Origin of the sequence: Streptomyces capitiformicae (assembly GCF_002214185.1) — a bacterium.
In the GTDB taxonomy this organism is placed as follows: Bacteria; Actinomycetota; Actinomycetes; order Streptomycetales; family Streptomycetaceae; genus Streptomyces; species Streptomyces capitiformicae.
The window spans coordinates 3,222,477-3,234,911 of record NZ_CP022161.1; the positions used below are offsets into that span (position 1 = coordinate 3,222,477).

Annotated in this window: 11 protein-coding genes; 2 read left to right on the forward strand and 9 right to left on the reverse strand. The window is 70.5% G+C overall.

Going from position 1 to position 12,435, the window contains the following annotated elements; genetic code table 11:
- Positions 1–24: 24 nt before the first annotated feature.
- The 7 genes from CES90_RS14290 to rpe form a co-directional block, all read right to left on the reverse strand.
- Positions 25–813 (reverse strand): carbon-nitrogen hydrolase family protein, encoded by a 789-nt coding sequence (locus CES90_RS14290; protein WP_189785159.1) that lies wholly within the window; start codon positions 811–813, stop codon positions 25–27.
- A gap of 185 nt (positions 814–998) precedes the next feature.
- Complete coding sequence (locus CES90_RS14295; protein ID WP_189785160.1) at positions 999–2,213, reverse strand: MFS transporter; 1,215 nt, start codon at positions 2,211–2,213, stop codon at positions 999–1,001.
- Between the two features lie 183 nt (positions 2,214–2,396).
- Positions 2,397–2,849: an Lrp/AsnC family transcriptional regulator gene (locus tag CES90_RS14300; RefSeq protein WP_189785161.1), complete on the reverse strand. Its 453-nt coding sequence runs from the start codon at positions 2,847–2,849 to the stop codon at positions 2,397–2,399.
- Positions 2,850–2,965: 116 nt separating this feature from the next.
- A complete protein-coding gene (locus CES90_RS14305) occupies positions 2,966–4,408 on the reverse strand; it encodes a GuaB1 family IMP dehydrogenase-related protein (protein ID WP_189785162.1) in 1,443 nt (480 codons plus the stop codon).
- Positions 4,409–4,539: 131 nt separating this feature from the next.
- Positions 4,540–4,893 (reverse strand): barstar family protein, encoded by a 354-nt coding sequence (locus CES90_RS14310; protein ID WP_189785163.1) that lies wholly within the window; start codon positions 4,891–4,893, stop codon positions 4,540–4,542.
- 75 nt (positions 4,894–4,968) lie between these two features.
- Positions 4,969–6,012 (reverse strand): sugar-binding transcriptional regulator, encoded by a 1,044-nt coding sequence (locus tag CES90_RS14315; RefSeq protein WP_189785164.1) that lies wholly within the window; start codon positions 6,010–6,012, stop codon positions 4,969–4,971.
- 145 nt (positions 6,013–6,157) lie between these two features.
- Positions 6,158–6,844 carry a ribulose-phosphate 3-epimerase gene (rpe, locus tag CES90_RS14320; RefSeq protein ID WP_149827987.1) on the reverse strand — a complete coding sequence of 229 codons (687 nt, stop codon included), beginning with the start codon at positions 6,842–6,844 and terminating at the stop codon, positions 6,158–6,160.
- A 92-nt stretch (positions 6,845–6,936) separates the two neighbouring features.
- Between rpe and CES90_RS14325 the strand changes: the two genes are divergently transcribed.
- Positions 6,937–9,093 carry an MMPL family transporter gene (locus CES90_RS14325; protein WP_189785165.1) on the forward strand — a complete coding sequence of 719 codons (2,157 nt, stop codon included), beginning with the start codon at positions 6,937–6,939 and terminating at the stop codon, positions 9,091–9,093.
- Positions 9,094–9,115: 22 nt separating this feature from the next.
- Positions 9,116–9,751, forward strand: a complete 636-nt coding sequence (locus CES90_RS14330; RefSeq protein ID WP_189785166.1) for a hypothetical protein — start codon at positions 9,116–9,118, stop codon at positions 9,749–9,751.
- A 29-nt stretch (positions 9,752–9,780) separates the two neighbouring features.
- Here CES90_RS14330 and CES90_RS14335 read toward each other — a convergent pair whose 3' ends face one another.
- Both CES90_RS14335 and fmt read right to left on the reverse strand, forming a co-directional pair.
- Positions 9,781–11,211: an RsmB/NOP family class I SAM-dependent RNA methyltransferase gene (locus CES90_RS14335; protein ID WP_189785167.1), complete on the reverse strand. Its 1,431-nt coding sequence runs from the start codon at positions 11,209–11,211 to the stop codon at positions 9,781–9,783.
- 119 nt (positions 11,212–11,330) lie between these two features.
- The gene (fmt, locus tag CES90_RS14340) at positions 11,331–12,263 is read right to left on the reverse strand and encodes a methionyl-tRNA formyltransferase (protein ID WP_189785168.1); all 933 of its coding nucleotides are present in this window, start codon (positions 12,261–12,263) and stop codon (positions 11,331–11,333) included.
- Between the last annotated feature and the right edge of the window lie 172 nt (positions 12,264–12,435).

Below are 12,435 nucleotides of genomic sequence, written 5' to 3' on the forward strand. Positions count from 1 at the left end.
TGAGGTGGGGCTGGAGGGGGAGGATCAGACGAGGGCCCCGTAGAGGCCGGGGCGACGGTCCTGCAGATAGGGGTTCGTCGCGCGCGAGGCCGCGAGGAAGGCGGGGTCGACGTCGGCGAGGACGAGGTCCTCGCCCCGTCCGGCGCGGGTACGCGCGACCCCGTCGGGACCGGCGAGCGTGGAGAGCCCGACGAAGTCGAACTCCCCTTCCTGGCCGACCCGGTTGACGTAGGCGACGTACAGCTGGTTCTCGAAGGCGCGCACCGGGATCATCGACTCGGCGACGAACTGGAACGGGTGCATCTGGGCCGTGGGCACGATCAGCAGGTCGGTGCCGGCGAGGGCGTGGGCGCGGACGTTCTCCGGGAACTCGACGTCGTAGCAGATCATGATCCCGACGCGGAGGCCGCCCAGTTCGGCCTGGACGACGGGCTGCTCGCCCGGGGTGAAGTGGTCGCGCTCGAAGCAGCCGAAGAGGTGGGTCTTGCGGTAACCGGCGAGACGGGTGCCGTCGGCCGAGATGAGCTGCACCGAGTTGAAGACCGCCTCGCCGGCGCGCTCGGGGTAGCCGTACGCGATGGCGAGCCCGTGCCGTCCGGCGGTCTCGGCGATCGCGTCGGCCGAGTCCCCGTCGGCGGGCTCGGCGAGCCGCCCGATGTCGTCGCCGATCGCGTACCCGGTCAGGAACATCTCCGGCGCGACCAACAGCCCGGCCCCCGCGGCCGCGGCACGGCCCGCGGCCTCGTCGAGCACCTTGAGGTTCTCGGCGACCGAGCCGGGGCGGCCGGAGCTCTGGAGCAGGGCGATGCGCATGCGTGTTCCTCACCGGGGGCGGAGGGGGATTCTGGGGCCACGTAGACGGTACGGGCGGCACGGCGGGGCGGACAAGAAGGAGCCGTTGCGCGCCGGTGAGCGGTTCGTTGCGTCCACGACGGGGCCGACGGCGATTCGTTGCGTGCCCTCGGTCGGGAACGGGAGCCCCCGGCCGAGGGCACGGGTCAGGCCCGTCTTCCGGAGACGGCCCGCAACACCAGCGCCGTCACCAGATAGGGCACCGCGAGCACGGCGAAGGCGGTGCTGTGCGCGTGGGACCGGCCGATCGTGGCGTACGCGGCGAACACCGCGACCGTGGCGAGCTCGGTGCCCATGCTCGCCACCGAGGTGAGGGTGGCCCGGCGGGCGCCCTCGATACGGCTCTGCAGCCGGGCGTCGGCCAGGACGTTGACCAGTTGGAAACCGCCGAAGGCGACGGCCACGAGACCGATGCCCGCCGGTGTGCCCATCAACGCGCCCACCGACAACGCGACCGCCGAGCCCGTGAGCACCCCCGCGAGCCCGGTCGTGCCGAGCCGCTCACCCACGCCGGTCAGGAGGCTCCCGATCGTGGGGCCGACCCAGATCAGCAGAAGCAGATACGGAACCGTCTGCACGGCCACTGAGGTGTCCCGGACCAGCAGAGGCGTGTACTCGTCGAGGGCACCCCAGACCGCCCCGACGGCCGGAACGAGCAGCAGGGCCCCGCGTACGGAACGATCCCGGCGGGCTTCGGAGAGCCCGGTCCGCAGGGTGGCGAGGGTGGAGACCGGGTCGCCGCCGGGCGACACCGCTTCCCTGTGCTCGGGGAACCTGGTGGCGACCACCGAGGTCAGCACAGAGACCAGCACGCTCGCCGCGCCCACGGCCGGATAGCCGCCGAGGTCGAGCACCGGGCCGGCCAGTCCCATCGCCGCCATCACGGCGACCATCCCGGCCGCCTGGGCCCGACCGATGACACGCGCGTACCGATCGGCCGCGCCGAGCCGGTCCAGCTCGTCGTACACCAGTGCCTCCAACGCACCGGAACCGAGCGCTCCACGCACTCCCCAGAGCACGAAGCCGAGAGCGAAGGCCCAGTACGACGGCACGATCACCCAGAGCGCGAAGCCGACGCCGGTGAGCAATGGCCCCAGCCAGAGCAACATCCGCCGGGACACGGCGTCGGCCCAGGCACCGGAGGGAACCTCCAGCAGAATCCCCGTGATCGACCACAGGGCGAACAGGGAGGAGATCTCCCAGATCGACAGACCGGCGTCGCTGAACAGCAGCGCGTACACCGGGTAGAGCAGCACGAAGTCGTCGAGGAACGCGTAACCGTACAGCGTGACCGTCAGCCGCCGGACACCGCTGGTCCCGGTGTTCTCGGCGCCGGACAAACGCGCAGGTGAGAGTGTCATGAGGCCTTCCCGAAGGGGCGATGAGGACGTCGGATGCACGACGTCCCAGGCGGCCCTCGGGAGGCACGACTGGTGGATCAATGTCGCCAGGTCATAGACCCGATGGTAGGAGCAACTCTTCAACCGCCGCTACGTATTAGGTGTGGGATGAAGCGTCCGACCGAGGCGTCCGACCCCGAGCTCTCACGCGGGCGATCCAGAAGAAAACCGCCGCAGCAAAGGCGACAGCACAAGAACCGACTTCGTCCGCTCGACGAACGGCTCCCCGGCGATCCGCTCGAGCACCCGCTCGAAGTGCCGCATGTCGGAGGCGAAAACCTGCACCACCGCGTCGGCCTCCCCGGTGACGGTCGACGCGGCGACAACCTCCTGATACCGCTCCAGCCCCCGCTGAATGGTCTCCGGCGACGTGTTCCGCCGGCAGTAGATCTCGACGAACCCCTCGGTCTCCCACCCGAGCGCGACGGGGTCCACACGAACGGTGAATCCCCTGATGGCCCCGGACGCCCGCAGCCGGTCCACGCGGCGCTTCACCGCCGGCGCGGACAGGCCGACGAGTTGGCCGATGTCGGAGAAAGAGCGGCGGGCGTCCTCGGCGAGGGCGTGCACGATGCGTTCGTCGAGCTCGTTCAGCACTGCGGGTGGATCACTTCTCTGGAGTCGCGACGGAGTGGGGAAGGGGGTCTGCGAGACGGGAACGGCGATAGCCGCAACCGAAGTAGAACACGAGCCCGAGGGCCATCCAGGCGCCCCTAACTCCAGCTGGCGTGCAGAGGCTTACCCTCCGCATACCCCGCCGCACTCTGAATCCCCACCACGGCCCGCTCCGCGAACTCCTCGAGAGACCCGGCGCCCGCATACGTGCAGGACGACCGAACCCCCGCGATCACCGAGTCGATCAGATCCTCGACCCCCGGCCGAGCCGGATCCAGGAACATCCGCGACGTGGAGATGCCCTCCTCGAACAGCGCCTTGCGCGCCCGGTCGTACGCGGACTCCTCGCTCGTGCGGTTACGAACCGCCCGCGCCGACGCCATCCCGAACGATTCCTTGTACAGCCGCCCACTGGCGTCCTGCTGAAGGTCCCCCGGCGACTCGTACGTCCCGGCGAACCACGACCCGATCATGACGTTCGACGCACCCGCGGCCAGCGCCATGGCGACATCACGCGGGTGCCGCACGCCACCATCGGCCCACACATGCTTGCCGTACTTCTTCGCCTCGGCCGCACACTCCAGCACCGCCGAGAACTGCGGCCGCCCGACCCCGGTCATCATCCGGGTCGTGCACATGGCACCGGGTCCGACCCCGACCTTGACGATGTCGGCGCCCGCCTCGACGAGGTCGCGCACACCCTCCGCGGCGACGATGTTGCCCGCGGCGATCGGCACCTGGGGACCGAGGTCGCGCACCAGCTTGATCGCGTTGATCATCGACTCCTGGTGACCGTGCGCGGTGTCGATGACGAGCGTGTCGACGCCCGCGTCGAGCAGTTGCTCGGCCTTGCCCGCGAAGTCGCCGTTGATGCCGACGGCGGCGGCGATGCGCAGCTTGCCGTTCGCGTCGACGGCCGGGGTGTAGAGCGTGGCGCGCAGGGCGCCCTTGCGGGTGAGGATGCCGGCGAGGCGGCCGTCCTTGTCGACCGCGGGCGCGTAGCGACGGTTCGCGTGGTCGAGGCGGTTGAAGGCCTCGCGGGGGTCGATGTCCGCGTCGAGGAGCAACAGGTCCTTGGACATGACCACTTCGAGCTGGGTGAAGCGGTCGACACCCGTGAGGTCCCGGTCCGTGACGACACCGACCGGCCGGAGCTCCTCGTCGACGACGACGCCCGCGTTGTGCGCCCGCTTCGGCAGCAGGGACAACGCGTCGGCGACCGTCTGGTGCGGGTTCAGCACGATCGGGGTGTCGAGGACGAGGTGGCGGCTCTTCACCCAGGAGATGACCTCGGTGACGACCTCGATCGGGATGTCCTGCGGGATGACCACGAGGCCACCGCGCCGGGCGACCGTCTCCGCCATACGGCGGCCGGCGATGGCGGTCATGTTGGCGACGACGAGCGGGATGGTGGTGCCCGTGCCGTCCGGGGAGGCCAGGTCGACGCCCTGCCGCGATCCGACCGCGCTACGGCTCGGGACCATGAAGACGTCGTCGTACGTCAGGTCGTACGCGGGCTGGATGTCATTGAGGAAACGCACGTGCCGCACATCCCAGTCGTTCAGAGGTGACCCCCTGACAGGACCGCCAGGGGGAAGAGCACGTACTTCATTGTCCCATGTCGGCGGGTACGAGCGGCCCCGACGGATCATCCAGAGGGCCGGTCGGTGGCCTAGGAGGATCCTCCGAGTGCGAGCACCACCTGGAACTCCGTCTCGGTGCCGCGCCAATGGTCGACGGCCTCCGCGAACACGTCCTGTGCCATGCCCCAGTCGTGCGGCACCGACCGCGCGAACTCCTGCCAGCCGGTGATCACGACCAGCCGTCCCCGCACGGGCGGCGCCCAGGACAGGTCGGTGAGGCAGTCGGCGAGGGCGTCCCAGTTGCGGCCGAAGTAGTCGGGCAGGGTCAGGGCACGGGCGCAGCGGTCCATGAAACCGGGCTTGGCCACAACTCCGCTCAGATCCAGCTCGATGTGGACCCAGCCGCCCTCGCCCAGTACCTCGGCGAGCGTGCCGTCGCTCATCTCAAAACCGCCTTCGTGTCAGGACCGCGCTGAACAGGTCGTGGTGATCGTCGGTGCCGTGCTGCGCACCTTCCGTCAGGGCCCGTCCGGATCGGCCCGGTTGAGCGCGGGGCGCGGGGCCTGACCGGCCGTCAGCAGGTAGTCCGCCGCCGAGGTGTCGGTGACGAGGCTGGTGACCAGGCCCGAGCGCAGTACCGCGTCGATGGCGGTGCCCTTGCGCTGTCCGCCGGCGATCGCGACGACCTCAGGGATCCTGCGAAGCTGGTCGGCCTTGACCGTGATGCACCGCTCACCGAGGTCGCGCCCGATCCTGCGGCCGTCGGCGTCGAAGAGGTGTGCGGACATCTCGGCGGCGACACCGAGAGAGGCGTAGTGGCCCCGCTCCTCGTCGCTGAGCATGTCGTGCACCGTGGAGATGCCGGGCTCCCAGGAGCCGATGGAGACGCAGGCGACCGTGACCTTGTCGAAGTACTCGAAGGCTCGGGCGATCCCGGTCTGGTTGCGCAGCGCGGCCGCGGTGGCCGCGTCCGGCAGCAGCATCGGCGCGTAGATGGGGTGAGCGTCGCCCCCCGACACCTGCGCGGCCCGCCGTACCGCCTCCACCGAGCCGCGCTCGGCGGTCCCGGCGTCGTACACGCCCGTCAGCTGCACCACCGTGCAGGGCGGCAGCCGGTCCAGGGCGGCCGCCATGTGGATGGTGGAGCGTCCCCAGGCGAGGCCCAGGACATCACCCTCGTTGACGAGTTCGCCGAGCAGGTCCGCGGCGACCTCGCCGAGGTTCTCGGGGTCGGGTGACTCCTCGGCCTCGGCCGGGGATTCGACGACCACGGCGTGCCTGAGGCCGTAGCGGGCGCGCAGGGCGTCGGAGCGCTCGGCGTCCAGCTCGGCGGGGACGCGGATCTCGATGCGTACGAGATCCCGTTCGAGGGCGGTCTCCAGGACACGGGCCACCTTGAAGCGGCTCACGCCGAACTCCTCGGCGATCTGGATCTTGGACTTGCCCTCGAGGTAGAAGCGGCGCGCCATGGCTGCCGCCTGAACCAGCTCAGCGGGTCCCATCCGCATGGCTGACCGGCCCGCCGACATACCCGACACGGCCATCTCCTCACTGCTCTTCACACATGGATACGCCGTTCATCCTTGCAGATCCGGCATTTTCGATCAGCCCGAAAGAGCGCCGTTCACGTTCCCTTGGCTCGCTGGTCGCATGACCTGCCCCTTGGGCTCAGCAGTCGCACGGTCGTGCCTCTTTTTCTCGCTGTTCTCAGTGTCCGCAGGCCCAGGCGGCGGTGGCCGTCGTGGCATCCGCCTGGGCACGCAGTGCGCGGACCGCCTCGGCCGGGTCGTCGGCCCCGTACACCGCGGAACCGGCGACGAAGACGTCGGCGCCCGCCTCGGCGCAGCGCTCGATGGTGGAGGTGGAGACACCTCCGTCGACCTGGAGCCACAGGTCGAGGCCGTGCTTGCTGATCAACTCGCGGGTCCGGCGGATCTTGGGCAGCATGATGTCGAGGAAGGCCTGGCCTCCGAAGCCCGGCTCGACCGTCATGATCAGCACCATGTCGAGCTCGGGCAGCAGGTCCTCGAACGGCTCGATCGGCGTCGCCGGCCTGAGCGCCATGGAGGCCCTGGCTCCCTTGGCCCGGATCTCGCGGGCGAGCCGCACCGGTGCGGCGGCCGCCTCGACATGGAAGGTGACGGAACCGGCACCCGCCTCCACGTACTGGGGCGCCCACCGATCGGGGGCCTCGATCATCAGATGGCAGTCCAGCGGCGTTTCGGTCGCACGGGCCAGGGACTCCACGACCGGCACACCGAGCGTGAGGTTCGGGACGAAATGGTTGTCCATCACGTCTACATGGAGCCAGTCGGCCCCTTCGACCGCCTTCGCCTCGTCGGCGAGACGGGCGAAGTCGGCGGACAGGATGCTTGGGTTGATCTGCGCGGCCATACACCAAGCCTCCCATGGCAGCGGGTGTTCGCGGGCACCGGTCCGTACCTACGGCCGCGGGGGTGGCCATACCCACGGCTGCTGGGGCGGCCATGACGGAGCTCGGGACGGGCGGCCGGGGCATCGGGCATCTGGTCTGCGGGCGGCGCGCCAAGTGGGTCGTGCTGGTGCTGTGGCTGGTGGTGCTGTTCATCGTGGCACCGTTCGCGTCGAAGCTCACCGACGCCCAGGACAACGAGGCGACGTCCTGGCTGCCCGGCTCGGCCGAGTCCACCCAGGTCCTGGAGCTCTCCGAGGACTTCCGGCCCCAGCAGATCCCCGCGGTCGTCGTCTACGCCCGCGAGAGCGGCCTCACCGCCGGGGACCGGTCGCGGATCGAGGAGGACGTACGCGAGCTCAAACAGCTGCGCGATCACGGGATCATCGGCGACCGGACCCGAGGACCGGTCTACGACCGCGAGACCGGCCCCAGGGCCGCGCAGATCTACGTGCCGATCACGATGGACGAGAAGGGCTGGGAGCGGATCGCGCCCGCGGTCGACTCGATCCGGGAGGACATCGGGGAGGAGGGTGGGAGAAGCAGCGCTGAGGGGGGCGGCGGGCTCGCCGTGCACATCACGGGTCCGGGCGGTACGAGCGCCGACTTCTCCGAGGCCTTCGAGGGCATCGACTCCACGCTGCTGATGTCGGCGATGGCTGTCGTCATCGTCATGCTCCTGCTCACCTATCGCAGTCCGTCCCTCCTGCTGGTCCCCCTGCTCTCGGTGATCGCCGCCCTGTTCACGGCCCAGGCCCTGATCTACCTGCTCGCCGAGCACGCCGGACTGACCGTCAACGGCCAGAGCGCGGGCATCCTCACCGTCCTCGTCTTCGGCGCGGGCACCGACTACGCCCTCCTGCTGGTCGCCCGCTACCGCGAGGAGTTGCGCCGCCACGAGGACCGCCACGAGGCGATGGCCCTCGCCCTGCACCGGGCGGGCCCGGCGGTGCTGGCCTCGGGTGCCACCGTCGTCCTGAGCATGCTGGTGCTGCTGGTCGCCGAGATGAACTCGACGCGCGGCCTGGGCCCGGTCGCGGCGATCGGCGTCGCGGTCGCCCTGCTCGCGATGATGACGCTCTTCCCCGCCCTGCTGGTGATCTTCGGCCGCTGGGTCTTCTGGCCGGTGATCCCGCACTTCGGCACGGCCGACCCGACCGAGCTCGGCCTGTGGGCCCGTATGGGCCGACGTATCACCCATCGCCCGCGCATGGTCTGGGTCGCGACGGCGGCCGCGCTGGTCCTGTGCTCGCTGGGCCTGATCCAACTGCGCGCCGAGGGCATCAGCAACGCGGACGCCTTCACCGGCAAACCGGACTCGATCGTGGGCCAGGAGGTCTCCGAGCGCTACTTCCCGGCGGGCAGCGGCGACCCCCTCGTGATCATCAGCAACCAGGCACAGGCCCGCGAGGTGGGCCAGGTGGTCGCCGACACCCCCGGGGTCGTACCGGACTCCCTGGGCCTGCCACCGGGCACCAAGCCCGCCCACGAAGGCCAGGTCCTCTTCGAGGCCACCATGTCCGACCCCGCCGACAGCGAGGCCGCGAAGGACACCGTCGAGCGGGTCCGGGACGCCGTCCACGCGGTGCCGGAGGCCGACGCGCAGGTCGGCGGCGGTACGGCGGCCCTGCTGGACATGGACGAGGCGACGACCCACGACAACGTACTGATCATCCCGCTGGTGCTGGTCGTGGTCCTGCTGATCCTCTGTGTCCTGCTCCGCGCCCTGATCGCCCCTCTGCTGCTGATCGGGACGGTGATCCTGTCGTTCACCGCCGCGCTGGGCATCAGCGCGCTCGCCTTCCGGTACCTCTTCGACTACGCGGGCGAGTCGACGGACTTCCCGCTCTTCGTCTTCGTGTTCCTGGTGGCGCTGGGCATCGACTACAACATCTTCCTGACCACCCGCATCCGCGAGGAGGCCGCCCATCAGGGCACCCGCAAGGGCGTGGTGACGGGCCTCGCGGCGACGGGTGCGGTGATCACTTCGGCGGGACTCGTCCTCGCCGGCACCTTCGCCGCCCTCGGCACCCTTCCCATGGTCGCCTTCGCCGAGATCGGCTTCGCGGTCGCCCTGGGCGTCCTCCTTGACACCTTCGTCGTACGGTCCGTCCTGGTCACGGCCCTGTTCCTGGACGTGGGCCCGAACGTGTGGTGGCCGCACCGGTTGGCGCGCGAGGAGGACAACCATCACGTCGGCTCAACGGTCTGAGACGTCGACAGGGGGAGGCCTGGTGAGCTGGCTGGACGACATCGTGGACACATTTGAAGAGCTCCTGGAGAAGGGCGATCCGGACCGGCTGTGGGCCCACTACCGGGTGGCGAGCCACGAGGTATCCCTCGCCGAAGAGGCACTCCAGGAGGCGCAGGAGAGACGTACGGCCATCAAGGACCGGGCCCTGGCGGCGGATCTGGCGCCGGTGCTCCGGAAGGAGTTCCGCAGGAACAGGAACGTCCTGAGCGTGCTGAACCTCCTGCGCGACGTCGGCACGGACCACCCACGCCTGGTCCTCGCCCTCCTCCCGGAGCTCTACGACTGCTGCCTGGGCGTCAGCAAGGGCAACATCTGGGGCCGCGAGATCCTGCGCACCCTCAGCCGGACGACCGACTTCCACGACGAACTCGCCCCGTTGGTCAGGGAGACCCTGAGCGACGAGGACGAGGTGGAGGACGTCTTCTCGATGAACGGCCTGGGCATGCTCCTGGACGACATCGGCGACACCGCCCTCCTGGACGAGTGGCGCCGGGCGGTCAGCGCCTCACCGGACGTCGACGTACGTGAACTCGCCGAGGACTATCCGCTGGAGAACGAGGCCCCCGAGAAGGCATCGACGCACAAGACCTCCGAGGAGACCACGGAACAGGAGTAGACGCTGTCCGGACCAGCCCGGAGCGAGGCTCAAGCAGTACGGCGGATCAGCGCCAGATACATCGCGTCCGTCCCATGCAGATGCGGCCACAACTGAACATCGGGCCCCTCGCCCAACTCGGTCACGCCAGCGAGCAACGGCCTGGCGTCGACGACGTCGACCGCGTCGCCGTACTGCTTGAGCACGTCCTGGACGACCGCGCGGGTCTCGGCGAGATGCGGGGAACAGGTCGCGTACCCGACGACTCCCCCGACCCGCACGGACTCCAACGCGGTCCGCAGCAGCGCCCGTTGCAGCGGAGCGAAGCCCTCCAGGTCCTCGGGCCGCCGCCGCCAACGGGCCTCCGGTCGCCGCCGCAGCGCCCCCAGCCCGGTGCAGGGCACATCCATCAGCACCCGGTCGAAGGAACCCGGCCGCCACGGCGGACGCGTCCCGTCGGCCGCGATCACCTGATACGGCCCGGGGTTTCCGGCGAGCGCCTTGGCGACCAGCCCCGCCCGGTGCGGCTGCTTCTCGGAGGCGAGCAGTACGGCCCCCCGCTCGGCGGCGAGCGCGGCGAGCAGCGCGGCCTTGCCGCCGGGCCCGGCGCAACCGTCCAGCCACGCCTTGTCGGGCCCGTCGAGCGGCGCGTTCGCGAGGGCGAGCGCCACGAGCTGACTGCCCTCGTCCTGCACACCCGCACGGTTTTCCCGTACGGCGTCCACGGCACCCGGCTCCCCGCCCTCGGCGAGCCGCACGGCGTACGGCGACCAGCGCCCCGGCACCGCGGACTCCTCCCGGAGGAGTTCCTCGGTGGTGGCCCGCCCGGGCCGGGCTACCAGCGTCACCTCGGGCCGCTCGTTGTCGGCTTCGAGCAGGTCCTCGATCCCGGCCCGCCCGCCGCCGAGCGAATCCCAGAGCGCCGAGACGACCCATCGGGGATGCGAGTGCACGACGGCGAGATGCTCCTCCGGATCGTCGTCGTAGGGGGGCGCGACCCGCCGCAGCCAGCCGTCCAGATCGTCCTGCGCGACCTTCCGCAGCACGGCGTTCACAAACTTGGCCCGCCCGTCGCCGAGCACGACCCGGGCGAGATCGACAGAGGCGGACACGGCCGCGTGCGTCGGGATACGCGTCCCCAGCAGCTGGTGCACCCCGAGGCTCAGCACATCGAGCACCGGCGGATCGACCTCGCGCAACGGCCGGTCCACGCACTCGGCGATCACGGCGTCGTAGGTCCCCTGCCACCGCAGCGTCCCGTACACCAGCTCGGTCGCCAGCGCCGCGTCCCGCCCGTCGAACTTGTCGGGCCCCGCCTTCTCCCGCGCCCGGCGCAGCAGCGGCGGCAGGACAAGGTTCGCGTACGCGTCCCGTTCGTCCACGGCCCGCAACGCCTCGAAGGCGAGCATACGGACGGGGTCCTTCTGGGGACGGCGATACGACGTGCCCGGCTTACGCGGACGGCGGGACTGCTCACTCACGAAAAAGGTGCTCCGGATAGGGGGATGCGATGCCATGACCAGCGTACGCCGCCGGTTCGGGCCGCCCGGGACCGCGCCCGGACCTGATCCGAGAAGCGGACCCCAGCCCCTGTGGCCGGCTAGCTTCCGACGGACTCGCCGGACGTGATCCGCACCCCACGAGCCCAGTCGGCGGCACGCATCGGCTTCTTTCCCTGCGCCTGCACCCAGTGCAGCTCCACGGCGTACGAGCCGGTCCCGACGTACACGTTGTTCTTGCCGACGTCCAGGGCGCCCGGTGCGAGGTCGGTCCGCTCGGGTACCGGCACGACCTGGATGAGCTTCAGCCGCTCCCCCCGGAACGTCGTCCACGCGCCCGGTGCGGGCGTGCATCCCCGCACGACCCGGTCGACCCGCAGGGCGGGCGTCGCCCAGTCGATCTGCGCGTCCTCGACCGTGATCTTCGGCGCCAGGGTGATCCCCTCGGTGGGCTGCGGCACCGCCTTCAGCGTCCCGTCCTCGATCCCGTCCATGGTGGCGGCGAGCAGGCCGGCCCCGGCGAAGGCCAGCCGGGTCAACAGATCCCCGCTCGTGTCGGTCGGCCGAATCTCCTCGGTGACGGTCCCGTACACCGGCCCGGAGTCGAGCCCCTCCTCGATCAGGAACGTCGACGCCCCCGTGATCTCGTCCCCCGCCATGATCGAGTGCTGCACGGGCGCGGCACCCCGCCAGGCCGGCAGCAACGAGAAGTGCAGATTGACCCACCCATGGACGGGCACATCGAGCGCGACCCGCGGCAACAACGCCCCGTAGGCCACCACCGGACAGCAGTCGGGCCCGATCTCCCTCAACCGCGCCAGAAACTCCTCGTCCCGCGGCCTGTTGGGCTTCAGCACCTCGATGCCCGCCTCCTCCGCCCGCTGCGCCACAGGACTCGCGACGAGCCGCCGCCCCCGCCCCGCCGGCGCGTCCGGGCGCGTGACGACAGCGGCCACCTCATGCCGCCCCGACGCGAGCAGAGCGTCCAGAGCGGGAACGGCGACCTCTGGGGTACCAGCGAAGACAAGCTTCATGGGTGACTATCGGCCTCTCGCACGGAAGTTCGCACACCCCCACGCACACGACGCGGGACAGCACACCAGTCTATGACCCCGCAGCCCGCAGCCCGCAGCCGCCAATGGCGACAGGCCCTCACGGCAGACCCGTACTTCTCCACCTGGGAGTAACGGGCGGTGCGTGGGTGGG